Source organism: Humibacter ginsengisoli, from assembly GCF_054780095.1.
On record NZ_BAAGWZ010000011.1, the window covers coordinates 497,166 to 522,826 of the forward strand.

Below are 25,661 nucleotides of genomic sequence, written 5' to 3' on the forward strand. Positions count from 1 at the left end.
TGCACCGCGCAACGCCGCCGGCAAGCAGTCAGCCGCCGAGCGCTCGATGCAGCAGAGCCAGTCGCTCCTCCGTGGGTGGATCGAGCGACACGCGCGCCGGACCGGCCGGCAGGCCGCGCGCTTCAAGCCCTGCCTTGAGCAGCCGGATGTCGCCGCCACCCACCGCCTCCACCGCCCGGTCGATCGCGGGTTGCCAGGCAGAGGCATCCTCCCCGGCGTTCAGAGCTGAAGCGGCCGCGACGAACGGCTCGGGGAACACCCCGCACACTCCCGACACGACTCCCGCACCACCCAGGCCGGCCAGGCGAACGAGGTCGGCGTCGTTGCCCGCGAGTACGCGGAAGCCCGGCGGCGCGGCACGGATGTACTCGGACATCTGCCCGGTCGAGAGCCCGGAGATCTTCGCACCAGCGATGCCGGAGGTCGCGGCCAGGGCGGCCAGTTCGTGCGGGGACACCGTCGTCGTTGCGCGGGCCGGGAACACGTAGACGTAGACCTCGGCGTCCGGAACGGCGGCGGCGAGCTGCCGGTAGTACTCTGCGACGGCGATCGGGCCGGCCGTCTGGTAGTACGGAGTGATCGCGGCCAGCCGTGTCGCTCCGCTGTCCCACGCTGCCTGAGCGAGCGCCACCGCCTGCCGCGCGGTCGCGGCACCGACGTGCGCGTAGACGCTGTCGGCACCGAACACCTCGAGAGCGCACTGGATCACCGCGAGTCGCTCGTCATCGCTCAGTGCCGTGAACTCCCCGGTCGTGCCTGGGGTGAACACGCTCTCGATCCCGGATGCCCGGATCGCCTCGAACAGCGTCCTCAGGCCGGGCAGATCCAGCTCGCCGTCCTCACGGAACGGCGTGATCGGCGCACACACCAGCTCTGTCATCGCGACCCCTCCCAGCGCAGCGTCGGAACCGCCAGCAGCCCCGACCGTAGCCCGTCCGCCGCATGCTCCACGTCTTGCATGCGGAACCGCACTCCGTACCGCTCGTGCGACGCCGCGACATCCGCCTCGAGTGCCTGCACGACGTCTGGCGCGGCGAGCGCCGCGGCCGTGGCGTTGCCGACCGTGACGCTCAGCACGTTGTCGCCCGGTCGGAGCGCGCCCGTCACATCCAGACGATACGGCGGAGCGTAGAGCGTGCCGCACTCCACGCCGTTCACGGCGACGACGGCGATCTCGCGGACCGGCGGCTCCACCATCGCCCGGAAGGATGCTCCGCGCATGCCCCGCTCGGCGGCTTCGTCCGTGCGCACCGGCGCCGCCTCACCGAAGTCGAGCTCGACGCGTGCCGGCCGTTCGTCACCCCAGAGCGCCGTCGCGTCGAATACGTGCTCGTAGGTCGCCGTTCCCGCAAAGTACGGCCGTTCCTCGCTCCAGTCGTGCGGGAGCGCGACGGGCGACGCGCCTTCGCCGGGGAACGTCACCGTCCACGGGCGCGCCTCGTCGCCGAGTGGATGCTCGCCCCTGCTCACCGCACCGGCTCGCGACGCATTCCCGGTCGCCGAGTTCGATCCCGCTTCGGTTCCGGTGAGCACGAGTACACGCGCTTCGTAGGGCGCCAGCTCGAGGGGGACGACGGGCCCGTCGCCCTCGCCGGTGACCAGCCCGGTCTGCGGATCCCAAAGCTGCCAGCGCATCCCGGTCGCACGCGGACTCACCGAGAACCGGCGGCCCTGCACTCCTGTGTTGGCGACGAAGTAGACATCGACGTCGTCGACGCGGCGGTGCACGAACCCGATATCGGTGCACGACGGCTCGATGCGCAGGTCAGGCGTCGCAGTCGCGCGCAGTTCGCCGCCCAGCGCGTCATCGGTGGTCACGCGCCAGGTCGATGAGTCATCAGTGGCCGCCGGCTCGCGACGCACATCGATCACCGTGCCGCCGGCCTCGTGCACGGCACGAAGCCAGCCACGCGTGCCCTCTGGCAGGCGTTCGACGTGCGGAAGCACCACGGGCCCCGTGGCGGCGACCGCTGCCGGGTCGAGTGTTTCGAGCATCCGATCGTCGACGAGGTCGAAGTCGAACCCCGCATCGCGGATCGCCCCCGGGATCACGTCGCCGATGATGTCGCGGGCCGTGCGCCACAGGTCGAGCGTCCCGCCCTGGGCGACCCCGAGCATGTCGTAGGCGTCAGCGGACGGCAGGTAGAGCGTCACGTCGGCGACCGGGCGTCCCTGGCGGAGCAGCCAGCACAGCCGGGTCAGGTACTCGGCGAGGGCCGGCATGGCAGGCCACCACGCGTTGCGGTCGTCGAGCGCTCCGGATGCGTAGAACAGCCTCCCGAGGTCTGCGCCGGAGGAAGCAGGCGATGCGGGCCAGCCGTGGCCGATCAGGTGGTTCACACCGAGCAGGAAGTGCTCGTGCGCCTCGCCCTTGAGATCGAGCGGGGTGGCACGCAGCGAGGGCGAGTGCACCCAGGTCCACGCTTCGGCCGAGACGATGTCGCGGCCCAACCGGTGTGCAGCGGATGCCGCCCAGCGCGTCTGCGTCACCCCGCGCCATCCCCAGCCCTCACCCTCGATGATGTCGACGGCGCGATACGAGCTGAGCCGGGTGAGCGGAACACCGTAGTTCTGCACCCGGAACGGCACTCCCCGCTCCGCGGCCCATTCCCTGATCTGCGTCAGGAAGTTCTCCTCGAACAGGTCGGAGAGCGTCTCGTAGAACTCGGCACGGAACCGGTCTGCGCCTGGCGCGTCGAAGCGGAGCTTCCAGAGCTCGTCCAGCGGGTCGCGGGAGCGCCGTTCGCGGAACTCGGCAGGCAGAGTGGGCGTCCAGTCCGCGTCGTAGGCCTCCAGGCTGTCGCAGAAGACGGATCCGATGCGGTCGGCGCCGACGGCATCCACCAGCGGATCGGCGACCGCCTTGAGGTGGTCGCGCACCGCCGTTGCCGAGTAGTGGTCGAGTACCGGTCCTTCGGCACCGGCTGCGGCGCGTTTGACCTGCTGCCCGGTCGGGACCGACCAAGCGAGCGCGACGAGCCGTGGAGTCCGCCCGGCCGGCACGAGCGCAAAAGCACCGTCGGATGGCGCTGCTTCGATCGCAAGGCGCTCGAACGACGCCGGCGGCTCCTGAAGGGATCCCTCCCCGACGTACGCGGTGACGAGTTCCTCGCCCGGCCACCGCGGATGCGCGCCGATCCGCACCGAGTCTCCGCCGATCTCGCGCACATCCCACAGCAGCTTCCGCGACGCAGTCTCCGCCGTGACGTGCGGACCACCGAACGACCATCCGCTGCCCAGCGTGACGTCGAACCGCAGCCCGAGCGATTCTGCCGTGTCGGCGGCGAACCGCAGGTCGTCGAGGAACCCTGCAGACAGGAACGGATGCTCGACCCGGCTGAGCGGGTACACATACGCGACCTCGACCCCGCCGAGCCCGGCATCCGCCACCGCATTCAGTTGGCGCACGATGTCGGACCGCGAGACATCCGGGCCGAACCACCACCAGCGCATCATGGGTCTGGCCCCTGGCGCCGGAGCCGCGAACCCCGCGAGCAGGGCGTCGGCATCTCTCGTCGGCGAGGCTTCACCACCCGTCCCGACGTCGACTCGAATGGGGTCGGGAGGCACCGGCATGGCGGTCCTTTCGCGTCTGCAGCAGTGAGAACGTGCCGTCTCATCCTGAAACGATTCAGGGTAAGAGTCAATGTCGTGCCGCTCCTGCTGACGCTTCGGGGCATAAGGGAGCATGCCGCGCGTGCTCGGCGTTACGTGATCGTGATAGGGCTCCTCGATTGCGGCTTGACCACGTGCGCAAGGGGTCGTAATGTTCGAGCTATTGAATCGCTTCAATTGCGGTTCGAAGAATTCCCCGTGGCGAGCGGAACGAACCGACTCGCATTACAAGGAGGTAACGGGATGAAGTTTTCCCCTCTGCGGCGCGCCCTCGTGGCGACCGCATCAGTCGCAGCCGTCGCCCTCACGCTCGCGGGCTGCAGCGGCTTCGGCAGCACCGGCGGCAACTCCGGCGCCAAGGTGACCATCACCTACCTCACCGGAAACGATGCAGCCGACACCGCCCAGGGCAAAGCGCTGATCGCCGGGTTCGAGAAGAAGTACCCGAACGTCCACGTGAAGATGGACACTCAGCCCACCGGAACCCAGGGCGACAACCTGATGAAGACCAAGCTGTCGACCAAGACGATGGACAACGTCTTCCACTACAACTCGGGCTCGCTGTTCCAGGCGCTCAACCCGAAGACGAGCATGGTCGACCTCAGTGGTGAGAGCTGGGTGAGCGACCTCGACAAGAACTTCAAGCAGGTCGTCTCGGTCGACGGCAAGATCTACGGAGCGCCGCTGGGCACCGGGTCGGCGGGAGGCATCCTCTACAACAAGAAGATCTATCAGCAGCTGGGCCTTTCGATCCCGACCACCTGGGATGAGTTCATCGCCAACAGCAAGAAGATCCAGTCCTCCGACCCGAGCGTGACACCGATCCTGCAGTCGTTCGGCGACACCTGGACGAGCCAGCTCTTGGTGCTCGGCGACTTCGCCAACATCAACAAGCAGGACCCGAACTGGGCGAAGAACTACACCAACAACACCGGCGGCGCCAAGTACGTCAATCAGCCGGCGTTCGAGGGATTCCAGCACACCGCCGAGATCGTCGCCGACGGCCTGGTCAACAAGGACTACGCGTCGATGACCAACGCGCAGGCGATGGATGCGCTGGCCACCGGCAAGGCGGCCCAGTATCCGATGCTGACGTCGGCCATGGCGACCGTCCAGCAGGACGAACCGGACAAGATCAACGACATCGGCGTCTTCCCGATCCCCTCGCCGGATGCGAAGTACACGTCGCTGACGCTGTGGGAGCCGAACGCGCTGTACATCGCGAGCACGACGACCGGCGACAAGCTGCAGGCCGCGAAGAACTTCGTGGCGTTCGCGAACTCGCCGCAGGGCTGCACGATCCAGAACCAGACGGGCGCCGCGGCGGGCCCGTACGCGACCAGCGCGTGCAAGCTTCCGTCGAACGCTCCTGACTTCATCAAGGATGTGCAGAACTACATCAAGGAAGACAAGGCGAGCCCGGCACTCGAGTTCCTCTCGCCCATCAAGGGACCGAACCTCGAGACGATCCTGATCGCGGTGGGATCGCAGAGCACGACCGCCACGGTCGGTGCCCAGCAGTACGACCAGGATGTGAAGGCTCAGGCACAGCAACTCGGCATCAAGGGCTGGTGATCCGCCGAAGTGCCGTAAGGATCCAACGAGAGTGGGGGCCGGCGTCTCACACCGTCGGCCCTCGCTCTCATAGCAAGGAGTGCCTATGACCACCGCATCCGTGACCATCGATCCAGCCACCCCCACGAGAACGCCGCGCAGGTCGAAGAGCGACCGCCGCGGCATCCGCAGCCCCTATCCGTCGTGGTTCTACATTCCGGCGGGCGTGCTCTACCTCATCTTCTTCGCGATACCGACGTTCTCGTCGTTCTACTTCGCTCTCACCAGATGGACCCTGTTCAGCCAGACCTTCATCGGTTTCGGCAACTTCGTGCAGTTCTTCCAGACGCCTGCCCTCACGCAAGGGTTCGTCAACACGTTCATCTACGGGTTCGTCACCTCGGCGGCGAAGGTCGTGATCGGGCTGGCCCTCGCGCTGCTCCTGACCGGGGCGACGTTCGGCCGCGGCTACCTCCGCGCCGTCGTGTTCTTCCCCGTGCTGGTCTCGACGGTGGGCGTTGGCCTGACGTTCAAGGCGCTCCTGAACCCGTTCCACGGCGTCGTGAACCAGGTGCTCGGGTTCTTCCACCTGCCCCAGCCGGGCTGGTACACCGATCCGCATCTCGCCCTGCTCACGGTGGCGGGCGTCGACATCTGGAAGGGCGTCGGCATCGCCACGCTCATCTTCATGGCCGGGATCGTCGCCATCCCCTCCGAGTACTTCGAAGCAGCTCGGGTGGATGGCGCGGGGTCGTGGAACGTGTTCCGCAACATCACGCTCCCGCTCGTGCGACCCGCGATGGCGACCGTGATCATCCTGTCGCTCATCGGCGGCCTGCGGTCGTTCGACCTCATCTGGGCGATGACCAACGGCGGACCCGGCTTCTCCAGCGACGTGATCGCGTCGGTGATCTACAAGCAGTACCAGGCCGGCTTCTTCGGCCTGTCGACGGCGGGCAACGTCATCCTCTTCCTCGTCGTCACGGCGATCATGCTGCCCGTTCAATGGTTCCTCAACCGAAGGGAGGCGGAACTGTGACCGTCACCAGAGCCATCACCACAGCTCCGCGCGGCGCGAGCGGCCGCCTGCATCCGCCGCGGCGTCCAATGACCGCACGCCGGTTCGCCCGCAAGTACCTCATCGGCATCATCGCGATCCTGGTCTCGATCGTCGTGTTCCTGGTGCCGTTCATCTTCATCCTGCTGCAGGCGGCGAAGGACCCGAAAGACGCCGGGCTGATGGGCTTCGACCTGCCCACCACTTGGCAGTTCTGGCAGAACCTGGTGGCGGTGATCCAGAACAACAGCTACCAGGTGCTCGCGGCGTTCATCAACAGCTTCATCCTGACGATCGCGAGCGTGGCCATCATGGTCGTGTTCTCGGCGATGTGCGGCTACCTGCTGCACCGCAGGCGGACGCGGCTGAATCCGCTCGTCAACTTCCTGGTGCTGGCCGGACTCATCGTGCCGCCCGCGGTCGTTCCCACCATCTGGGTGCTACAGGGCGTCGGGATGTTCGACACCTTGCCCGGCATGATCCTGATCGAGGCGACGCTCGGGCTCCCGTTCTCGATCCTGCTGTTCCGGGCGTTCGTCGCGACCATTCCGCGTGAGCTCGACGAGGCGGCCATCATCGATGGCGCCGGGCCGATGCGGCTGTTCTTCCGCGTGATCCTGCCGCTGCTTCGGCCCGTGGTCGTTACGGTCGTGGTCGTGCAGGCGGTCGCGGTGTTCAACGACTTCACCGGACCGCTGTACTTCCTGCCGAGCAGCGCCAACCCCACCGTGCAGCTGACGCTTTACAACTTTCAGAGCCAGTCGGTGAGCCAGTACAACCTGCTGTTCATGAACATCCTGCTCATCACGATCCCGCCGCTGATCATGTACATCTTCTTCAACCGTCAGATCGTGGCCGGCATGACCAGCGGCGCCGTGAAGGGATGACCCGGGCCGGCTGCTTGCGCGGCCGACGGATGCCGGTCAGAAGTACTCGGCGGGCGCTCCCCCGCGCAGCCAGGTGAGTTCGTTGTCCCTGATGAACGTCGAGAGCGTCTCGTCGGGGGTGGCGCCGGCGCCCAGCCACTCCATCAGCCGGTTCAGCAGGTCTGATGCACTCTCCGTACCTGGCTCCTGCACCGCCCGGTCCCAGGACTGAACGAACCCGTCCGGCGTCGGCACCGTTCGCACGAGCTTCGAGATGTACTTGGGCCCGGGCATGAGCACGTGCGCAGCGGCGAGGGCAGCGCGCGCGGCGGCGAGCGTGAGGTGCACGGATGCGTGACGCACGAGGAACTCGTCGCCTCGCTCGGCACCCTGTACGAGGAAGTAGCCGCCGTAGAGCCGCGCCTGCGCGACGTGCGATCGCACGCGCTCGTTCCATGCGGCATCCGGAAGGGCGGCGATCCTCTTCACGAGGTCGTCGAGCCCGGCAACGGCGGAGTATGCGACCCTGGCTCCCGCGAAGGATGCCCTGGTCGGGTCGTCGCCGCTCTCGAGGGCCGTTCGGAGATATGCCGGGCTGGCCAGCTTGATGTCGATATACGAGCCGGGGTAGTCGAGGCCGTGGCGGGCGGTCCAGGCAAAGCGGCCGGCATCCGTCTCGCGCGCCAAGCGCTCGTCGGTGACGACGAGGTAGACGTCGACGTCCGAGTCCTCGCGCTCCGAGCCTCGCGCCACCGAGCCGACCACGATGACGGCGAGCACGTCGGGATCCCCCCGCAAGCCGTCGACGTACGCGGCCAGCGCTCGGTCGTGCTGCTTCATGTGGATCCTCTCGGTGAAGTCGGCCGCTTGGCGCGGTTCAGCTGCCCGGATTGCGGGTGTCGCTCATCCGAACCCGCACTATGCGACAGCGGAATCGAGATGACCGGCGCGGGCCGACGGTTCAGCCCGCGGTCGACTCGCGCACGACGAGTTCAGGCTGGTAGACGATCTGCTTCGGTTCGAAACCCTCTCCCCGCTCTGCCTCCCCGAGGAGTAGGTCGACGGCGGTGTGGCCGATCAGCGCGGCGGGCTGCCGCATCGAGCTCAGGGGAACGGTCGCAGCGGCGGCGAAGTCGATGTCGTCGTAGCCGATGATCGCGAGGTCGTCGGGGGGACGGATGCCCGCCGCGATCGCCGCCTGCAGCACGCCGATCGACACCAGATCGTTCGCGGCGAGCACGGCATCCGGACGACGGGATGCCTCGCGCGCCAGCAGTTCGGCGCCGGCCTCGGCGCCGGCCCGCACGGTCAGGGAGGACGTGGGAACGTACTCGAGCGCCGCGCCCGCACGCTCCGATGCAGCGATACGCGCTCCGGAGAGACGATCGGCCACCTGCCTGATCGAGTCCGGCCCGCCCACGAAGGCGATTCGCCTGCGGCCGATCTCGATGAGGTGCTCGACGGCGGTGCGGCCACCCGCGACGTCGTCCACGGCGACCGAGGAGAAGCTGCGGTCCGGCGCCTCGCGGTCGACCAGCACGACGGGGATGCCCCGATCCCGCGTCTTGCGAAGCCTCGGCAGGTCGTCGGCGACCGGGCTGATCAGCACACCGTGCACGCGCTGCTCCTCGAACAGGTCGAGGTAGGCGCCCTCGCGAGCGGTGGCCTCGTCGCTGTTGCCGAGCAGTATGGAGAATCCGTCTTCGGATGCCCGCCCCTCCGCGCCCCGCGCCACGTCGGTGAAGAACGGGTTGCCGACGTCGAGAACGATGAGCCCGATGCTTCTGCTGCGCCCCGCGCGCAGCTGGCGCGCCGCATCGTTGCGCACGAAGCCGAGATCGGCGATCGCCGCGTTGACCCGCTCGACGGTGGACGCAGCGACGCGCTCCGGCCGGTTGAGCACGTTCGAGACGGTGCCCACTGAGACGCCGGCCGCGATGGCGACATCGCGCACACTCACCATGAGAGACCTCCTGACGCCCGGTCCGGTGCTCGCGGCCGCTCTGCCTTCGAGGTTGACTACGCCGGGCGTGTGAAACGAATCATCTCACGCCGTATACGTGTAGGCCGGGAGATGGAACGCCGCTTCACTGTACGAGGTTGACCGCGCCAACGAAATTGCGGTCCCGAAGTGTCGCTTCCACGGCAGCCACGCGACAACTTCGGACCACAATTCGTGGGGAAGTGCGGTGGGCGACGCCCGCACCTCTCCGCAACGCTCGCATAACGGCCGAGCGGCGAAGGGACGTCGCGGGTTGCGAGCGAGCACCGTTTATGAAACGATTCAATGGCTCGCGAAAGGAATGCCGATGACGTCGACTCAACGGGTGTGCTTCCGGCTCAGGGTGCGACCGGAGCTTCTGGATCAGTACCGTGCCAGGCACGCGAGCGTGTGGCCAGAGATGCTGCGCGAGATCGAGGCATCCGGACGCCGCAACTACTCGCTGTTCCTGGCCGACGACGGCGAACTCGTCGGATACTTCGAGACAGACGACATCGCGGCCAGCGAGCGCTACCTGGCGCAATCGGAGGTTGCGGCACGCTGGGAGGCGGACATGGGGCGCTTCTTCGTGGCGCTCGACGGTCGAGCCGACCAGGCATCCGAACAGCTCCCCGAGGTATTCAACCTCGAGCGGCTGCTGCGGGAGCTTCCGCAGTCGTCAGCAGCACAGGCACCCGACGCGCAGGCATCCGGTCGGCAGGCATCCGGCACGCGGGCATCCGGCACGCAGGCATCCGAATCCGAAACGTCACATCAGGCCCACGGCGTCGTGGGCGAGGCAGGAAAGGCAACCACATGACCATCTCGTCAGACACTCTCGATCTGCTCGGCCGTCAGGCGATCGAGCTGCCGAGCTGGGCGTTCGGCAACTCGGGCACCAGGTTCAAGGTGTTCGGCTCGCCGGGCACGCCGCGCGACCCGTTCGAGAAGATCTCGGACGCCGCCCAGGTGCACAAGCACACCGGCCTCGCCCCCAGCGTTGCGCTGCACATTCCGTGGGACAAGGTGCCCTCGTACTCCGACCTGAAGAAGCACGCCGAAGACAACGGCGTCGCGCTCGGCACGATCAACTCGAACACCTTCCAAGACGACGACTACAAGCTCGGGTCGGTCACGCACTCCGACCCGCGCATCCGTCAGAAGGCGATCGATCACCACTTCGAGTGCATCGACATCATGAACGAGACCGGCAGCCGCGACCTCAAAATCTGGCTGGCCGATGGCACGAACTATCCGGGCCAGGACGACATGCGTGGCCGTCAGGATCGCCTGCACGACTCGCTGTCGAAGATCTACGAGCGCATCGGCGACGGGCAGCGGCTCGTGCTCGAGTACAAGTTCTTCGAGCCCGCGTTCTACCACACCGATGTGCCCGACTGGGGCACCTCGTACGCCCAGGTCAGTGCCCTCGGCGACCGTGCGGTGGTGTGCCTGGACACCGGGCACCACGCGCCGGGCACCAACATCGAGTTCATCGTGATGCAGCTGCTGCGCCTCGGAAAGCTCGGCTCGTTCGACTTCAACTCGCGGTTCTACGCCGACGACGACCTGATCGTCGGGGCCGCGGATCCGTTCCAGCTGTTCCGCATCATCCTCGAGGTGATCCGCGGTGGCGGCTACGCCAACCCCGACGTGGCGTTCATGCTCGACCAGTGCCACAACATCGAGAAGAAGATCCCCGGGCAGATCCGCTCCGTGCTGAACGTGCAGGAGATGACCGCCCGCGCTCTGCTCGTCGACCGGGACGCCCTGACCGCCGCACAGAACGCCGGCGATGTGCTGACGGCCAACGGCATCGTGATGGACGCCTTCTACACGGATGTCCGACCCGACCTCGCCGATTGGCGCGAGTCTCGCGGTCTGCCGCGCGACCCGAGCGCTGCATATGCGGCATCCGGATACCAGGAGAAGATCGAAGAGGAGCGCGTCGGCGGCACCCAGGCGGGATGGGGAGCATGAGCACCGTGTCGACCACGGGATCGGCTTCGGAAGCGGCGCGGGCATCCGGAGTGCAGGTCGAGAATCGCGTGATCGAGGGGCCGCACGGGCCGCTGCGCGTACGCGTCTACCTGCCGAACGAGCCCGCCGGACCGGGACTCGTGTGGCTGCACGGCGGCGGCTTCTTCGCCGGCGACCTCGACATGCCGGAGGGCGACTGGGTCGCCGAAGAGTTCGCGCGACGCGGCGTGACCGTCGTGTCGGTGGGCTACCGGTTGGCGCCGACGCCGGCAGTGTTCGCATCGCCGGAGAAGCCTGCGAAGGCAGAGGGCGTGCACTATCCGGTGCCGGTCGATGAAGTCGTGTTCGCGTTCCGCTGGGCTGCGCAGTCTGGGCTCGCCGAAGGGCCCTGGGCACTCGGCGGCGCAAGTGCGGGCGGCAACATCGCCGCCGGCTCGGCGTTGCGGCTGTCACACGAGGACGGCCCCGTTCCGGCGCTCGCCGTGCTCGCCTACCCGACGCTTCTCGCGGTGCAACCGCGGCCGGATGCCGCGCTGCGCGGCGCACTCGACGCGAACCCGGATGCCGACCGCTTCGCTCCGGATGCGGTCGCCAGGATGTACCAGAACTATCTCGGTGCGCCTCTGGATGCCGCGCCCGCCGACGATCTGCCGGTCTACGCGGTCCCGGGGCTGGCGACGACGGAGCAGCTGGCATCCTTCCCGCCCACCATCATGATCAACGACGATGTCGACGAGCTCCGCGTCTCGGGCGAGGCATTCGCCGCGTCGCTGCGCACGGCCGGGGTCGACATTGACGCCTCGACCGAGCCGGGCACCGGGCACGGGCACCTGAACCGCCCGGAGGAGGCCGCGGCATCCGCCTCGATCGAGAGGTTCGCGGCGCGCATCCTCCGGCTCGCATCGTCCGACTGACGGGGCTCGCGCCGTCCGGCTGACCGGGCCCGCGGCATCCGACCGACCACGTTCGCGGCATCCGACTCCGACGGCGCCGACGATCATCCGAATCACTGGAGAACACCATGACGAACCAAGCCGTCACCGACTTGATCGCGCGCAGCAACCGCCTGGGCGCCGATCCGCGCAACACGAACTACGCCGGCGGCAACACGTCGGCCAAGGGCGCGGAGACCGATCCGGTCACCGGTGAGCAGGTCGACCTGCTCTGGGTGAAGGGCTCCGGCGGCGATCTCGGCACGCTCACCGAGAAGGGTCTGGCGGTGCTGCGGCTGGACCGGGTGCGTGCGTTGCAGAACGTGTACCCGGGGGTGGAACGCGAGGACGAGATGGTCGTCGCGTTCGACTACTGCCTGCACGGCAAGGGCGGCGCTGCCCCGTCGATCGATACCGCGATGCACGCGCTGGTGGATGCCGCGCACGTCGACCACCTGCATCCGGACTCGGGCATCGCGTTCGCGACCGCCGCCGATGGCGAGCAGTTGACGAAGGATGCCTTCGGCGGCCGGGTGGTGTGGGTGCCGTGGCGCCGCCCCGGCTTCCAGCTCGGGCTCGACATCGCCGCCGTAAAGCGCGAGAACCCTGAGGCGATCGGCTGCATCCTCGGCGGCCACGGCATCACTGCGTGGGGCGACACCTCCGAGGAGGCCGAGGCCAATTCGCTGTGGATCATCCGCACCGCCGCCGAGTACATCGATGCGCACGGCAAGGCCGACCCCTTCGGCGGCGTCCGGGCCGGGTACGAGGCGCTGCCGGATGCCCAGCGCAGGGAGCGCGCAGCGGCGCTGGCTCCCACGATCCGCGGGCTGGCATCACACGACAAGCCCATGGTCGGGCACTTCACCGACTCGGATGTCGTGCTCGACTTCCTGGCGTCCGAGAAGGCGCCTGCGCTGGCGGAGCTGGGCACGAGCTGCCCCGACCACTTCCTCCGCACCAAGGTCAAGCCGATGCTGCTGGACCTGCCCGCGACGGCATCCGTCGAGGAACAGCTCGAACGGCTGAAGGAACTGCACGAGCAGTACCGCGCGGACTACCAGGCGTACTACGACGCGTACGCCACCGAGGACAGCCCCGCGATCCGCGGGGCGGACCCGCTCATCGTGCTCGTGCCCGGTGTCGGCATGTTCAGCTTCGGCGCGAACAAGCAGACCGCGCGCGTCGCGGGCGAGTTCTACGTGAACGCGATCAACGTGATGCGCGGCGCCGAGGCGCTCTCCACCTACTCTCCGATCCCGGACTCGGAGAAGTTCCGCATCGAGTACTGGGCGCTGGAAGAGGCGAAGCTGCAGCGCATGCCGAAGCCGAAGACCCACCAGGGGCGGATCGCGTTCGTCACGGGGGCGGCATCCGGTATCGGCAAGGCCATCGCCACCCGGCTGGCTGCCGAGGGCGCGTGCGTCGTCGTGGCCGACCTCGACCTGGAGAAGGCTCAGGCCGTCGCTGCCGAGCTGGGGACCACGGATGTCGCGATCGGCGTCGCAGCGAACGTGGCGGATGCCGAGGGGGTGCAGGCCGCGATCGACGCCACCGTGCTCGCGTTCGGCGGCGTCGACCTCGTCGTGAACAACGCCGGCCTCTCGCTGTCGAAGCCGCTGCTTCAGACCACCGAGAAGGACTGGGACCTGCAGCACGACGTGATGGCCAAGGGGTCGTTCCTCGTGTCGAAGGCCGCGGCATCCGCGCTGATCGCCCAGGGAATGGGCGGCGACATCGTCTACATCTCGTCGAAGAACAGCGTCTTCGCAGGGCCGAACAACATCGCCTACTCCGCAACGAAGGCCGACCAGGCGCACCAGGTGCGACTGCTCGCGGTCGAGCTCGGCGAGCACGGAGTGCGGGTGAACGGCATCAACCCGGACGGCGTGGTGCGCGGGTCCGGCATCTTCGCCTCCGGCTGGGGGGCGAACCGCGCCGCCACGTACGGCGTGAAGGAAGAGGACCTCGGCCAGTTCTACGCCAACCGCACCATCCTCAAGCGCGAGGTCGTGCCCGAGAACGTCGCCGACGCCGTGTACGTGCTGACCGGCCCCGAGCTCAGCCGCACCACCGGGCTGCACGTCCCGGTCGACTCGGGCGTTGCGGCCGCATTCCTGCGATGACTGCCGGCACGCTTGTCGTCGCGATCGACCTCGGCGCGACCAGCGGGCGCGTGATCCTCGCCCGGGTGTCAGGTGACGGCCCCGGGGTGCTCGAACTCGAGGAGGTGGCGCGGTTCCCGAACGAACCGGTGCAGCGCGAAGACGGATTGCACTGGGACATCGCCGCGCTTCGCGAGGCCGTGCTGAACGGGCTGACGGATGCCCGTGCTGCCGCCGAGCGGACCGGCGAGCGCATCGCATCGATCGGCATCGACTCGTGGGCCGTCGACTACGGCGTGCTGCGCGAGGGACAGCTCATGGCCGCGCCGTTCCACTATCGGGATTCGCGCACCGCCCGAGGCGTCGAGCGCGTGCATGCACTCGTGCCCTTCGAGGAGCTCTACGCGCGCAACGGACTGCAGTTCCTGCCGTTCAACACCGTGTACCAGTTCGCGGCCGACCGGCTCGTCAGCGAGGGGCTGGGTGAGAGCATCCTGCTCATTCCCGACTTGTTCGCCTACTGGCTGACGGGCGCCCGTGTGGCGGAGGAGACCAACGCGTCGACGACGGGCCTCGTGCCCGCCGCGGAGGCGGAGCCCCGCTGGGATGCCGAACTTGCGGAGCGCGTCGGCGTGCCCGCAGGCATCCTGCCACGCATCGTGCGCCCGGGTGACGTCATCGGCACCCTCAGCGCCGAAGCGGCGGAGCGAACCGGGCTCCCGCAGTCGACGCCGGTGGTCGCGGTCGGTTCGCACGACACGGCATCCGCCGTCGTCGGCACGCCGCTCGGCGTTGCGGGCTCGGTCTTCGTGTCCTGCGGCACCTGGGGTTTGGTCGGCGTGGAGTCGACGACGCCGGTGCTGACCGCGGATGCGCGCGACTCCGGCTTCACGAACGAGCGCGGCGTCGACGGCACGACGCGGTTGCTGCACAACGTGATGGGGTTGTGGGTGCTCAACGAGTGCGTCCGCGCATGGCAGGAGGCAGGCGCGGACGCTGATCTCGCCGCGCTCCTGGATGCCGCATCCGCGCCGCACGTGCCGTTCACGGTGTTCGACATCGACGACCCGCGGCTCATGCCACCGGGCGACATGCCTGCTCGGGTCGAGCAGCTGTGTCGCGAGGCGGGCGGGCTCGTTCCGCGGGGCATGCACGAGTTCGTGCGCAGCATCGTGGAGTCGCTGGCGGATGCGTTCGCGCGGGCAGCGGCACAGGCATCCGCTCTGGCAGGCACTCCCCTGGCGGCGATCAACATCGTGGGCGGCGGGGCACGCAACGCACTGCTCTGCCAAGCGACGGCGGATCGCGCCGGGGTGCCGGTGATCGCCGGCCCCGTCGAGGCGACCGCTATCGGCAACGTGCTCGTGCAGGCGCGTGCCGCTGGCGCGATCACCGGCGGCCTCGCCGAGCTACGCGCGCTCGTTGTCGCCACCCAGCCGACCACGCAGTACGGGCCCCGCAGCACGCTTGATCCCCTCTTCTCCAGCGGAGACGAAGCGCCCGGCCACGGTCCGATCGAGCACGGGCCGATCGAGAAGGACGCGTTCGAGTAGGTCGGCCCGGCATGACGCAACGCCCGAGGCCAGGGTCTGGCCGTCGATGCTACGGTTCCGCTGCCGAAACTATGGTTCCACGCTCGAGACTACGGCCGACGACCGTAGTGTCGGTCGCCGAACCGTAGTCTCGACGGGCGCGGGGGCAGATGCCTACGCGGTGAGCGCGCCCGCCGCCAGGGTCAGCGTCTCCGCCGCGTAGGCGCTCACGTGCTTGCCGGACTGTGCGCCGAGCTCGTTGGTGAAGGCCCCGAGCTCGTGCTCCTGCAGCTTCGACACGAGGCTGTCGGCGATGCCCTGGTCGTCGATGTCGCCCGACTGGGCGTACACGCCGACGAGCTTCTGCAGCGTCGCGTACACATCGCCCATGTCGGCGAGGTAGCCGAGCCCGGCCTTCTGCGCCGCCGAGCCGGCGATGGGCTTCAAGAAGTTCACGTCGGGAAGGCTTCCGTCCGCCTTTCGCGGGGCGGTGAGCTGCTGCATGTCCAGGCTCTCGAAATCGGATGCCGTCAGGTCGAGCCCGCCGTTCAACGTCCACGAGTTGTTCGTCTCGTTCGCGGCAGGGGTGTTGTCGTTCATGGTCAGCGGCCCCGTGAACGCGAGGTTGTTGTGCAGCACCTCCCGGTAGCCGGCGATGTTGTCGGGGCTCGTCGGGCTGACGCGTTCCAGCATGTTGAAGTCGGCGCCGTAGCCCGGCTTGTAGCCGGTGTTGTTGATCCAGTACGCCGACTGCCCTGGCTGGTGGTTCGCGTAGAAGTTGTTCGCGCCGTTGTCGGCCGCGAGCGAGTCGATCACGGTGTGCAGCGGGATCGGATCCGGCAGTCCGCTGGTCGCGTAGGCGAATCCGCCGACCTTGAAGCCGTTCTGGTCGCCGATGCCGTTCTGGTTGCCGTGCATGTCGAACGACCAGTCGTCGATATACGCGACCCGGCCGTGCGACGAGATGCTGTCGAATCCGTCGTCGCTGTTGTGCCACGAGCGGTCGCCGATGAACCACACGTTCTTGGCGTGGGCGCCGAACCCGTCCGTGTTCCCGGCCGCCGTCGCCGTCGGGCCGATGTTGTCGTGCGAGTCGCTGTTCAGCACGACGCCGGTGCCGTCCATCGTGTAGTAGAAGCCGTTGGCCTCGTTGCCGTACGCCGCCATGTCGACGAAGTTGGCGCCGCCCGAGATCCGGAACGCCTCAGACTGCTTCTGCGCACCGACCTTGACGCCGGTGACGTCGAATCCCACGAAGTTGACGTCGGTCACGTTCGTCTGGATGTAGAAGGCGGCCACGCGCTGATCGGTCGGCACATTGCTGAAGTCGAACACCGGCCTCGGGTCGCCCGGGTACGCCTCGTACGTGATCCCGCTCTTATAGATGGGGTTCACGTAGTGGTAGACGTCCTCGAACGGATTGTTCGTCTCCGGAATCGTGAAGTCGTTGTAGACGCCTCCACGGATGTAGACCACGTCTCCCGAGGATGCCGCGGCCTGCGCCCGCATCAGGGTCTTGAAAGGGGCATCCTTCGTTCCCGGATTGCTGTCGTCACCGGTCGGCGAGATGTAGTACGCGTGCGAGCCGGGCGACGTCGTGTGCGTCAGCACGTTCAGCACGGACAGCGCGGAATCCGGCGGGAGGCTTGCCGCGTTCGTCGTGGCCGTGTCGGTCGTCGACGTCGTGTCGGTGGTCGCAGCGTGGGCTGCGACGGGGGTGAGCAGAAGGCCGGCGACACAGGTGCCGGCGAGGGCGATGCGTTTGATGCTTCTCACGTTCACTTCTCCTTCGAATGCGTGTTGGTGTGGAGCGCCTCGCCCACGAGGGCCAGGTTCTGGATGGCTGCGAGCCCGAATTGCGCCGCAGCGTTCGTCGACACCCGCTCGGCTTCGTCGACGGGCGCGATCACTTCGGGCGGGAGAACCGTGCGAACGTGCAGCACGGCATCCGCGTCATGGAAGTCGCCCCGGGCGAGGAACTCGCCGCTCGCGTCGAACGCGCGCCACACACGACCGGCCAGTTCGGCATCGCCCGTGTGGTGGGCGACGTAGGCGAGCAGCCGGCTGTGCGCCTGCGTGAGGTTCGTGCCCTGGAGCACCTGTCCGACGGCCGCGAGCTGTTCCTCCTCGGTGGCGAGGAACAGGCGGCAGTACTGCAGCCAGGCATCCCGGAATCCGGGCACGTCGACCAGGTCGATCAGCTCGCTGCACATCTCGACAAGGCCGAACACGGCGCTCAGATGCGAGACCGCGATGCGGTCACGCGAGGTGTCGAAGCGGCCGGTCGTGATGTCGTAGAGCGCCTCTCCCGTGAGGAAGCCGTGCGGCAGCGATCCGATGTCTGCCATGGTGCCGAGCAACCGGTCGCGCGACCACTCGTCGCCGAACCGCTCCCACTCGGTGAGCCACGTCGCGGCGAGCGCACCCCAGTCCGTGCCCAGCCCGATGGCCAGAGCGTGCTGATCCGGGCGGTAGGTGGCGGCATCCGTCCGCACCTTGCGGGTCGGGTCGAGCGCCAGGAATGTGCGGTCGCTGTCGCGCAGCTCGTGCAGCAGATCGCCGGTGCGCTCGTCGGCGGTGAGGTAGTAGAAGAACCGGCGGTAGGCGGGGTTGCTGATGCGCAGCTGCTTGGCGCTGCATCCCCAGTGCTGCACGTTGTGCCGCGATCCGAGGCCCTTGAACCGCCCGGTGTGATACGTGTCGACCTCGCCGGTGTGGCGGGTCATCGCCTCGGCCATGCGGAAGACGTCCTTGCGCCCGGTGCGCAGGAACGCGTACCAGAGCCACAGGTCGGGCGAGAGCTCGGAGTTGTCCCACGCGTAACCGCCCACGTCGTACCGCCACACGTGCCGGTCGGGGTCGTAGGTGTGCATGATGTCGCCGAAATTCCAGAACCCGTACCACCGGCGCTGGTCGACCTGGTCGCGGTAGAACGCGAAGAGGGCGTCGAGCTGGTCCTCCAGCCGCGACCGCTCTGGCGTGCTGCGCTCGGGCAGGCTCCAGTCGCCGAAGACGCCCGCGGAACGGATGCTCGCGGGCGCGGCGGCGAGCTGCGGCGGGTCGGCGACGAGGTCGGCATGCTCCGCGAACTGCGCCGCCGCCGGTGTTGCGTCGTACGGCCGCAGCCACAGCTCGTGCGTTCGGCCGATGCCGTGAGCGTCACCGAACCCGGGCTCGTAGTCCTCGTACGTGATCTCGAGGCCCTCGAGCTGGGTCTCGTAGTCGTCCTGGCCGAGGCCGTCGTGGTAGAACCGCAGGTCCATCGGCTCGGCCTCCGGCGAGTGCAGCCACGCGGTCAGCGAGCCCTCTTCGGTGGCGGCATCCCGCACATCCAGCTGCACAGGGTACGACTGCCAGAAGTCGCGAACACCCAGCCCGACTCCGCCGTCGATGTCACCGAGATACGCGTAGCCGGCAGCGCGGGTTCCGGCGGTGACGCCGACCCAGGCGTGCCCCGCAGCGGTGCGCTTGCGCAGGGTGAATCCGTCGGGGGTCGGCTGCGACAGGGTCACGTCGTTCCACGCCGGGATGAGTTCCAGCCGCCGCGACACCGTGGGCGCCCACTTGTCGACGGGAGGGGTCGGGATGCCCGCCACCTGCGCCGCTCGCACGGCCTCACCCGGGTCGCGGCGCAGCCCGGTGATGCCGCGCACCGCCTCGGCGAACGCGCCGCCGTCCGTTCCCGCGATGCGCACATGCCGGTCGTGCAGCGCCGCGCGAAGCGGGACCGTCACGCGGAGGCCGAGCCCGGCGAGGAAGTCGCGCTCGGCGTCGCCGTCCCACACGAACGAGTGCACGATGCGGATGCCCGGCCGGCCGGCCGTGAAGTACAGCCGCACGGTGAAGGGCAGCCATTCGCGCTCCCCGATCAGCGCGCGATGGATGCCTTCCACGCGCACCACCGCACGCACGGGCCCGTCCTGCTCCACCTCGATCGATGAAACCTCGCTCTCGAACGCGACCCGCTCGCGGTGGTCCTCGTTCTCCGGCGGCGTGGTCTGCAGCAGACTGACGAGCCGCGCGTCGCGAGCGACCTGCCGGCCCTCGATGCGCACATCCGACACGAGAGCGGGTCCGGAGGCGGGAACGACAAGCGACACCGCACCCGTGTCCACGTGCACGCCCTCGGCGTCACGGGTGACACGCAGACCGGGAGCGGCATCGGTCCGGGTGTCGCCGGATGCCCGCCTCACCCGGTACCCGCTCCGCGCGTCGGCGCTGGCCGCGGCCGCCCATTTCAGGGAGCCGTCGGGCCAGGTCGCGAGCGGCCAGAGTTGCGCTACGACCGGTTCGCCGGTCTCGTCGACGAGCTCGAGGTCCGACGCGGACGCGACAGCGCCCCGCGGAAGAGGAGCGCCGAAGACTGCCGCACCCTCGAGCGTCGTCGGCGGCTCGTCGCCGAGCCAGCGGACGTCGACGCTGTCGAATCCGGAGCGCACCGCCGTGGTGTTGTCGTTCATGGTGTCAGTCATGCAGTGAGGTCACCTCGAGATCTCGGTAGGCGGCACGCAGCGGTGCCATGTGGCGGAACCCGATGCGCCCGGCGCCGAGAACGTCGCCGCTCTCGTCGTTCCAGGCGAACAGGGTCAGGTCGTCGATGCCGAAGCGCACCGAAGGGCCGTCCTTCTCGACGTGGACGCGATAGAAGCCGTCCACGTCGGCGATGCCGGGCAGAGGGTCGGCGCCCTGCGCGACGAGCTGGAATCCCGGCGACTTGCGCAGGTTGCTGGTGGTGAAGCGACGCTCGCTCGGCCATTTGCGCCGGTAGTACGACGCGTGCAGCGTGCGGATGTCGCCCGAGTGGTACTGCGGATAATAGCCGTCTCGGGGTCCGAGCCCCGACGAGAACAGGTCGGCCCCGATGCCCGACGCGGCGAAGAACACCATCGCGAGGCCCTCATCGGTCAGCGGCCGGAACGACCAGGAGACACGGATGCCGTCGGGCAGCTCCTGCGGGCACCACACCGTGAAGTGCGCGTGATCGCCGAGCTCGTCCTCGTCGCCCGTGCTGAACAGCTCGAGCCCGTCGGCACCGGCCGCGGACCCCATCGGGCCCTCGGCGACCCAGTCGGCGATGTCGGCCGGCCCGCTCAGCAGGTTGCGGTAAACCACGCTCACGGGCGCACCTTCCACTTGCCCCATGCCGGCTCGTGCTCGCCCACCCGGCGGATGCCGTCGAGCGAGCGCGCGACGAAGTGCGCGACGGTGCGGGCGCCCTCGTGCGTGAAGTGCGTGTTGTCTGCCGCGCCGTCCGGCCACGCCGGCGAGACCCCAGGTGCAAGATGCACGAAGAGCTCCTCAGAACGGTCAGGACCCAGCCACTCGTACAGCCAGCGCGTGAACGCGTTCGCGTCGATCAGCGGAACCTCGTGCTCCATGGCCAGGTCGCGCACCGCCTGCGGATAGGGGCCGTGGGTTCGCCGCAGCTCGCCGCCGTCGAACAGGCGACGTTCCACCGAGGTGAGGAGCACGGGGTTCGCCCTCCGCTCGCGCACGTCGCGCACGAACGAGAGCAGGTTCTCGCGGTAGCCCCCGGATGCCGCCAGCAGCTCCGGTTCCTTCTGGTCGTTGTGGCCGAACTGGATGAGCACCCAGTCAGCGGGGTGCACCTGCTGCAGCAGGGCATCCCACCTGCCCTCGGCGATGAACGAGGCGGTCGTGGCGCCCCCGACGGCGAGGTTGCGCACCGCATCGGGCACGAACTCGTCGAGGTACTCGCCCCATCCGGTGAGCGGGTCTTCCTCCGGCTTCGCGGGGGCGACGGTCGAGTCGCCTGCCAGGTGGACGGTCATCCCTTCACCGCCCCGATCAGCATGCCCTTGGCGAAGTGCTTCTGCAGGAACGGATAGAAGATCAGCACCGGGATCGTGGCCACCACGACGACCGCGTACTTGACGCCCTCCGACGGCGCCACGTATCCGGGCTGATCCTGCTGGGCGGATTGCAGGTTGGATACGCTCGTCACCTGCTTGAGGAACATCTGCAGCGTCCACATGGAACTGTCGTTGAGGTACAGCAGCGGCGACATGTAGTCGTTCCAGATGGCCACCGCGTAGAACAGCGCGAACGTCGCCAGCACCGGCTTCGACAGCGGCAGGGCGACACGCCAGAACACGCCGAAGTCGCTTGCGCCGTCCACCCTTGCCGCCTCTTCCAGCTCCGAGGGCAGGTTCTGGAAGAAGTTCTTGATGATGATCAGGCTGAACGGGTCGATAGCCAGCGGCAGGATCAGCGCAAGGTAGTTGTTCAGCAGCCCGAGGTCCTTCACGATCAGGAACGTCGGGATCATGCCGCCGGAGAACACCATCGCGAACACGACACCGCTCATGATGATGTTGCGTCCAGGCAGTCCGCGCTTCGACAGCGGATACGCCATCAGCACCGTGAGGAACAACTGGATGACCGTGCCGAACGCGGTGACGAGGATCGTGGTGATCAGGGCCCGGGGAAAGGCGGGCGTGGAGAAGATCGAGTTGTACGCCTCGAACGTGAACGCCTTCGGCCAGAGGAAGAACGAGCTCGACTCGAGCTCGGCCTCCGGCGCAAACGAACGCACCAGCACGAACACGAACGGGAACAGGGCGATGAGCCCGATCGCGGTCAGCAGGGCGACGTTGAAGACGTCGAACACCTTGCCCGCCCTGGTGTTGTAGCGGTAGCGCTCGGCCTTGACTCTGCGCCGCCGCCGGGACGTGCTCACGGTGGTGAGCGCACGGGTTGCCGTGGTCATCAGAAGATCCCATCCTGTCCGAGGCGCTTGGCGATCCAGTTGGCGCCGCCGATGAGGATGACGCCGACGATCGCCTTGAAGAGGCCGACGGCCGTGGCGTAGCTGTAGGAGCCCTGCGAGATGCCGACGAAGTAGACGTAGGTGTCGAAGACATCCGCAACGCCGCGGTTGAGCGAGTTCGTCATCAGGTAGATCTGCTCGAACCCGGTGTTGAGGATCGATCCCATCGAGAGGATCAGCATCACGACGATCGTTCCGCGGATGGCGGGCAGGGTGACGTGCCACATCCGGCTCCACCGGCCGGCGCCGTCGATCACGGCGGCCTCGTACTGGTTCGGATCGACCCCGGCGAGCGCCGCCAGGTAGATGATCGTGCCCCATCCGGTGCTCTTCCAGATGCTCTGCAGGATGATCAGCGGCCGGAACCATCCGGGCGAGGTCAGGAAGTCGACGTGGGTGCCGAAGACGCCGTTGAAGAAGTTGAAGAGCACCCCGGAACCCTGAGCGAACAGAAGGTACGTCAGCGCCGCCACGATCGTCCAGGCGAGGAAGTGCGGAATGTAGATCAGCGTCTGCACCGACCGCTTGAGCACCGTCAGCCGCAACTCGTTCAGCAGCAGCGCGACGACGATCGTCAGCGGGAAGCAGATGAAAAGGTTCAGCGCCGCGAGGATCAGCGTGTTCGAGAGGATGCGCGCGAAGTCGGGCCCGCCGAACAGCTGCTCGAACTGCTGCCATCCGGCCCACTGGCTTCCGAAGATGCCGAGGAACGGCACGTAGTTCTTGAACGCGATGATCGCACCGCCCATGGGCGCGTAGCGGAAGATCGCGAAGTAGGCGACGCCCGGCAGGAGCATCAGGTAGAACCACTTGTAGCGGTTCAGGGTGGCCAGCCACCGGCGGGGTCGTGGGGATCTGACCAGGCTGCCGGTCTCATGCACCAGCAGAGACTCGGTGGCCGTGTCGAGCTTCTGTATCGACATCGTGTGCCTCGTGTTTCGTCCGGGGTGGCGGGCCGGTCGCACCGGCCCGCCACCGAATCGGGCTACTTCTTGGACTTCTTGTAGAGGGCGTTGATCTCGGAGACCACCTGCGAGCCGCCGCTGGTCTTCCACTGCTGGATGGCCGCCTTGAGCTGGTCCAGACTGATCTGTCCGGAGATGTACTTGAGGCGCGCGTCGACGATGATGTTGTCGAGCGTGGCGCCCTCCTGCGTATACGTCTTCGACACGAAGGCGGCCGCGGGGTTGTACACCGCGTGCTTGGTGTCTGCCGCCATCGTGGCCTGCTCGGCGTCGTACACCTGCTGGTCGTACGCATTCGCCTGCGCCGGCGGATAGAACTTCGAGCCGTTCACGTTCGTGCCCAGCTGCGCGTAGCTTGCGACGATGTTCGTCAGGTTCGTCGCATCCGGCGTGGTCATCGCGAGCGCTCGCCCGTCCTTGACCGTGAAGTTCTGACCCTCGAGCCCGTTGTTCATGATGATCTGGGCCTGCTTCGAGTTCATCTTGTTGAGGATCGACAGCACGCCCTTGAGCTGCGAGACCGTCTTCACCGACGACTTCGGAATGGCGAGGAAGCCCGAGTACCCGGGAGTCGGCAGGGCGTACATCGTGCCGCTCGGACCGACGAGGTTGCCGGTGACCTGCACCATGTTCTGGTAGGTGTTCGGGTCTTGCTGGGCGAGCAGCTTGTCGATCTGGCGGGCGCGCGAATACGTGTCGATGATGATTCCGGCCTTGCCGGTCAGGAACGGCTGGTTCCAGTTCACCGAGTCGAGCGTCGCGTAGTCGGGGTTCATGTACGGAACGAGCTTCTTCTCGTAGTTCAGCGCGTCGATCCACTTGGGGTTCGTGAAGCTCGGCTCGAGCTTGCCCCCGGTCTTGTACCAGTCGTTGCCGGCGCCGTACCACGTCTCGATGGCGTCGTACGGGCTGTTGGTGGCGAAACCGCCGGGCCACTTCGGAATCACGACGCCGTACGTGTCCTTCTTGCCGTCGCCGTCCGGGTCATCGTCGGTGAACGCCTTGGCCACCTTGAGCAGATCCGCCGTGGTCTTCGGCATCGCGAGACCGAGCTTCTTCAGCCAGTCCTTGCGCACCATGACCGACGTGCGCATCACGTCACGAGCGCGGAAGATGCCGTACACCTTGCCGTTGACGCTGGATGCCTCCTGCACGGCCGGCTCGTTCGTCTTGAGGTTCGGGTAGTCCTTCAGGTAGTCGGTGAGATCCCAGAACGCACCGGCCTCGGCGTTGCTGACGAAGCCGGAATCCTTGCCCTGGATGACCATCACGTCGGGGATGTCGCTGCCCGCCAGCGTGATGTTCGTCTTGTCGCCGTACGACGAGTTAGGCACCCAGGTCACGTCGAGCTTGGTGCCGATCACCTTGTCGAGCGCCGCGCCCACCGGGTTGTCGGAGGGCGGTGCCTGCGTGCTCAGGTAGGGCGCCATGACGGTGAGTGTGGAGAACTTGGCCGCGGTCGCCGTCGTCGACTTCGGCGTCGAGGCGGTGCAGCCGGTCAGCGCCAGCGCGGTGGCGCACAGTGCTGCGGCGGATGCCAGCACCGTTCTTCTGCGAGTGATCTTCATGGTTGGACTCCTTTTGCGGTGTCAGTTGGTGGGTTGGGAGGATGCCTCTGCCTGCTCCAGCCGCGCGTCGTTCGCGGCGAAGAGGGCGAGGCAGAGTGCGGTGTCGAGATAGATCCAGGCGCCGATCGAGACGAACCAGAACAGCGCTGGCACGATCGCCGTGGCGAGCACGATGACGCCGGCGAGCGCCGCGAGCAGCACCAAGGTCCACGGCATCGCGACAGCGAACCGCAGCGCGGTGGGCACGTAGCGCCGCCACGGCAGGTCGTAGTGCGCGTACATGGGCCCGAGCACGCCGCCTGCACCGACGACGAGCACGGTGGCGACGACGAGCACGACCACGAACGGCCACGGTGCGTGCGAGTCGAGCGCGTACGCCCAGCTGAACAGCAGCGAGGCGACGACCACGACGACCGGCGCGAAGACGAGGTTCGCCGTGCGCCACTGCCCGCGGTACTCCGCCCAGAAGTCGCGCACGAAACGGATGCCGTCTCCGCGCATCCGCCGCCGGGCGAGCGTGTGCGCTGCCGCTGTGGCCGGACCCGCACCGAGCACGACGCCGCCGAGCAGGGTGCCGGCGAACCAGGCCAGGTTCAGTGCGGCCATCCAGGTGACCGCGCCGCAGGCCGTGTAGGCCAGCTGCGCCAGTCCGGACATCTCGCGCCGGGCGGTGCCGCCGCCCTCGTTCGCGCGACCTATCGTCATGGCATGCTCCT

At 67.8% G+C, this 25,661-nt stretch carries 20 protein-coding genes; 8 read left to right on the forward strand and 12 right to left on the reverse strand.

Features of this window, described 5'->3' with window-relative positions:
* Window positions 1-28: 28 nt before the first annotated feature.
* Window positions 29-880 carry a dihydrodipicolinate synthase family protein gene (locus tag ACYVI5_RS16585; RefSeq protein WP_460581201.1) on the reverse strand — a complete coding sequence of 284 codons (852 nt, stop codon included), beginning with the start codon at window positions 878-880 and terminating at the stop codon, window positions 29-31.
* Entirely contained in the window at window positions 877-3,576 is a 2,700-nt protein-coding gene (locus ACYVI5_RS16590; protein ID WP_460581202.1) for a glycosyl hydrolase family 2 protein, read from the reverse strand. The genes ACYVI5_RS16585 and ACYVI5_RS16590 overlap by 4 nt, the downstream gene beginning before the upstream one ends.
* 282 nt (window positions 3,577-3,858) lie before the next feature.
* Here ACYVI5_RS16590 and ACYVI5_RS16595 point away from each other — a divergent pair, with 282 nt between their 5' ends.
* The 3 genes from ACYVI5_RS16595 (at window position 3,859) to ACYVI5_RS16605 (ending at window position 7,113) form a co-directional block, all read left to right on the forward strand.
* Window positions 3,859-5,190, forward strand: coding sequence for an ABC transporter substrate-binding protein (locus ACYVI5_RS16595; protein WP_460581203.1), 1,332 nt, complete (start codon window positions 3,859-3,861; stop codon window positions 5,188-5,190).
* Window positions 5,191-5,275: 85 nt separating this feature from the next.
* Window positions 5,276-6,208 (forward strand): carbohydrate ABC transporter permease, encoded by a 933-nt coding sequence (locus ACYVI5_RS16600; protein ID WP_460581204.1) that lies wholly within the window; start codon window positions 5,276-5,278, stop codon window positions 6,206-6,208.
* Window positions 6,205-7,113, forward strand: coding sequence for a carbohydrate ABC transporter permease (locus ACYVI5_RS16605; protein WP_460581205.1), 909 nt, complete (start codon window positions 6,205-6,207; stop codon window positions 7,111-7,113). Before ACYVI5_RS16600 ends, ACYVI5_RS16605 begins: the two co-directional genes overlap by 4 nt.
* 36 nt (window positions 7,114-7,149) lie before the next feature.
* On the opposite strand, the gene ACYVI5_RS16610 is transcribed toward ACYVI5_RS16605, so the two are convergent.
* Both ACYVI5_RS16610 and ACYVI5_RS16615 read right to left on the reverse strand, forming a co-directional pair.
* Window positions 7,150-7,932: a nucleotidyltransferase domain-containing protein gene (locus ACYVI5_RS16610; protein WP_460581206.1), complete on the reverse strand. Its 783-nt coding sequence runs from the start codon at window positions 7,930-7,932 to the stop codon at window positions 7,150-7,152.
* 121 nt (window positions 7,933-8,053) lie between these two features.
* Window positions 8,054-9,055: a LacI family DNA-binding transcriptional regulator gene (locus tag ACYVI5_RS16615; RefSeq protein ID WP_460581207.1), complete on the reverse strand. Its 1,002-nt coding sequence runs from the start codon at window positions 9,053-9,055 to the stop codon at window positions 8,054-8,056.
* A gap of 346 nt (window positions 9,056-9,401) precedes the next feature.
* On the opposite strand from ACYVI5_RS16615, the gene ACYVI5_RS16620 reads away from it, so the two are divergent.
* The 5 genes from ACYVI5_RS16620 to ACYVI5_RS16640 all read left to right on the forward strand — a co-directional run bounded on the left by ACYVI5_RS16620 (window position 9,402) and on the right by ACYVI5_RS16640 (window position 15,643).
* The gene (locus ACYVI5_RS16620) at window positions 9,402-9,893 is read left to right on the forward strand and encodes an L-rhamnose mutarotase (protein WP_460581208.1); all 492 of its coding nucleotides are present in this window, start codon (window positions 9,402-9,404) and stop codon (window positions 9,891-9,893) included.
* Window positions 9,890-11,053, forward strand: a complete 1,164-nt coding sequence (rhaI, locus tag ACYVI5_RS16625) for an L-rhamnose isomerase (protein ID WP_460581209.1) — start codon at window positions 9,890-9,892, stop codon at window positions 11,051-11,053. The genes ACYVI5_RS16620 and rhaI overlap by 4 nt, the downstream gene beginning before the upstream one ends.
* Window positions 11,050-11,967, forward strand: coding sequence for an alpha/beta hydrolase (locus ACYVI5_RS16630; RefSeq protein WP_460581210.1), 918 nt, complete (start codon window positions 11,050-11,052; stop codon window positions 11,965-11,967). The genes rhaI and ACYVI5_RS16630 overlap by 4 nt, the downstream gene beginning before the upstream one ends.
* Before the next feature lie 107 nt (window positions 11,968-12,074).
* Window positions 12,075-14,111 carry a bifunctional aldolase/short-chain dehydrogenase gene (locus ACYVI5_RS16635; RefSeq protein ID WP_460581211.1) on the forward strand — a complete coding sequence of 679 codons (2,037 nt, stop codon included), beginning with the start codon at window positions 12,075-12,077 and terminating at the stop codon, window positions 14,109-14,111.
* Entirely contained in the window at window positions 14,108-15,643 is a 1,536-nt protein-coding gene (locus ACYVI5_RS16640; protein WP_460581212.1) for a rhamnulokinase, read from the forward strand. Before ACYVI5_RS16635 ends, ACYVI5_RS16640 begins: the two co-directional genes overlap by 4 nt.
* Before the next feature lie 153 nt (window positions 15,644-15,796).
* Here ACYVI5_RS16640 and ACYVI5_RS16645 read toward each other — a convergent pair whose 3' ends face one another.
* The 8 genes from ACYVI5_RS16645 to ACYVI5_RS16680 form a co-directional block, all read right to left on the reverse strand.
* Entirely contained in the window at window positions 15,797-17,398 is a 1,602-nt protein-coding gene (locus ACYVI5_RS16645) for a right-handed parallel beta-helix repeat-containing protein (protein ID WP_460581213.1), read from the reverse strand.
* Window positions 17,399-17,400: 2 nt separating this feature from the next.
* Window positions 17,401-20,094 (reverse strand): exo-rhamnogalacturonan lyase family protein, encoded by a 2,694-nt coding sequence (locus tag ACYVI5_RS16650; protein WP_460581214.1) that lies wholly within the window; start codon window positions 20,092-20,094, stop codon window positions 17,401-17,403.
* A complete protein-coding gene (locus ACYVI5_RS16655) occupies window positions 20,087-20,740 on the reverse strand; it encodes a DUF1961 family protein (RefSeq protein WP_460581215.1) in 654 nt (217 codons plus the stop codon). The genes ACYVI5_RS16650 and ACYVI5_RS16655 overlap by 8 nt, the downstream gene beginning before the upstream one ends.
* Window positions 20,737-21,414 (reverse strand): rhamnogalacturonan acetylesterase, encoded by a 678-nt coding sequence (locus tag ACYVI5_RS16660; RefSeq protein ID WP_460581216.1) that lies wholly within the window; start codon window positions 21,412-21,414, stop codon window positions 20,737-20,739. Before ACYVI5_RS16660 ends, ACYVI5_RS16655 begins: the two co-directional genes overlap by 4 nt.
* Window positions 21,411-22,352: a carbohydrate ABC transporter permease gene (locus tag ACYVI5_RS16665; RefSeq protein ID WP_460581217.1), complete on the reverse strand. Its 942-nt coding sequence runs from the start codon at window positions 22,350-22,352 to the stop codon at window positions 21,411-21,413. The genes ACYVI5_RS16660 and ACYVI5_RS16665 overlap by 4 nt, the downstream gene beginning before the upstream one ends.
* Window positions 22,352-23,335 (reverse strand): ABC transporter permease, encoded by a 984-nt coding sequence (locus tag ACYVI5_RS16670; protein ID WP_460535109.1) that lies wholly within the window; start codon window positions 23,333-23,335, stop codon window positions 22,352-22,354. Before ACYVI5_RS16670 ends, ACYVI5_RS16665 begins: the two co-directional genes overlap by 1 nt.
* 62 nt (window positions 23,336-23,397) lie before the next feature.
* The gene (locus ACYVI5_RS16675) at window positions 23,398-24,945 is read right to left on the reverse strand and encodes a type 2 periplasmic-binding domain-containing protein (RefSeq protein ID WP_460581218.1); all 1,548 of its coding nucleotides are present in this window, start codon (window positions 24,943-24,945) and stop codon (window positions 23,398-23,400) included.
* A gap of 21 nt (window positions 24,946-24,966) precedes the next feature.
* Complete coding sequence (locus ACYVI5_RS16680) at window positions 24,967-25,650, reverse strand: YesL family protein (protein ID WP_460535114.1); 684 nt, start codon at window positions 25,648-25,650, stop codon at window positions 24,967-24,969.
* Between the last annotated feature and the right edge of the window lie 11 nt (window positions 25,651-25,661).

What these genes read in the sequence shown, in the direction of transcription:
- ACYVI5_RS16640 (WP_460581212.1), top strand. Translation starts at nt 14,108, where the DNA reads ATGACTGCCGGCACGCTTGTCGTCGCGATCGACCTCGGCGCGACCAGC.
- ACYVI5_RS16600 (WP_460581204.1), top strand. Translation starts at nt 5,276, where the DNA reads ATGACCACCGCATCCGTGACCATCGATCCAGCCACCCCCACGAGAACG.
- ACYVI5_RS16610 (WP_460581206.1), bottom strand. Translation starts at nt 7,932, where the DNA reads ATGAAGCAGCACGACCGAGCGCTGGCCGCGTACGTCGACGGCTTGCGG.
- ACYVI5_RS16660 (WP_460581216.1), bottom strand. Translation starts at nt 21,414, where the DNA reads ATGACCGTCCACCTGGCAGGCGACTCGACCGTCGCCCCCGCGAAGCCG.
- ACYVI5_RS16665 (WP_460581217.1), bottom strand. Translation starts at nt 22,352, where the DNA reads ATGACCACGGCAACCCGTGCGCTCACCACCGTGAGCACGTCCCGGCGG.
- ACYVI5_RS16635 (WP_460581211.1), top strand. Translation starts at nt 12,075, where the DNA reads ATGACGAACCAAGCCGTCACCGACTTGATCGCGCGCAGCAACCGCCTG.
- rhaI (WP_460581209.1), top strand. Translation starts at nt 9,890, where the DNA reads ATGACCATCTCGTCAGACACTCTCGATCTGCTCGGCCGTCAGGCGATC.
- ACYVI5_RS16680 (WP_460535114.1), bottom strand. Translation starts at nt 25,650, where the DNA reads ATGACGATAGGTCGCGCGAACGAGGGCGGCGGCACCGCCCGGCGCGAG.
- ACYVI5_RS16630 (WP_460581210.1), top strand. Translation starts at nt 11,050, where the DNA reads ATGAGCACCGTGTCGACCACGGGATCGGCTTCGGAAGCGGCGCGGGCA.
- ACYVI5_RS16620 (WP_460581208.1), top strand. Translation starts at nt 9,402, where the DNA reads ATGACGTCGACTCAACGGGTGTGCTTCCGGCTCAGGGTGCGACCGGAG.
- ACYVI5_RS16675 (WP_460581218.1), bottom strand. Translation starts at nt 24,945, where the DNA reads ATGAAGATCACTCGCAGAAGAACGGTGCTGGCATCCGCCGCAGCACTG.
- ACYVI5_RS16615 (WP_460581207.1), bottom strand. Translation starts at nt 9,055, where the DNA reads ATGGTGAGTGTGCGCGATGTCGCCATCGCGGCCGGCGTCTCAGTGGGC.
- ACYVI5_RS16595 (WP_460581203.1), top strand. Translation starts at nt 3,859, where the DNA reads ATGAAGTTTTCCCCTCTGCGGCGCGCCCTCGTGGCGACCGCATCAGTC.
- ACYVI5_RS16650 (WP_460581214.1), bottom strand. Translation starts at nt 20,094, where the DNA reads ATGACTGACACCATGAACGACAACACCACGGCGGTGCGCTCCGGATTC.
- ACYVI5_RS16590 (WP_460581202.1), bottom strand. Translation starts at nt 3,576, where the DNA reads ATGCCGGTGCCTCCCGACCCCATTCGAGTCGACGTCGGGACGGGTGGT.
- ACYVI5_RS16670 (WP_460535109.1), bottom strand. Translation starts at nt 23,335, where the DNA reads ATGTCGATACAGAAGCTCGACACGGCCACCGAGTCTCTGCTGGTGCAT.
- ACYVI5_RS16585 (WP_460581201.1), bottom strand. Translation starts at nt 880, where the DNA reads ATGACAGAGCTGGTGTGTGCGCCGATCACGCCGTTCCGTGAGGACGGC.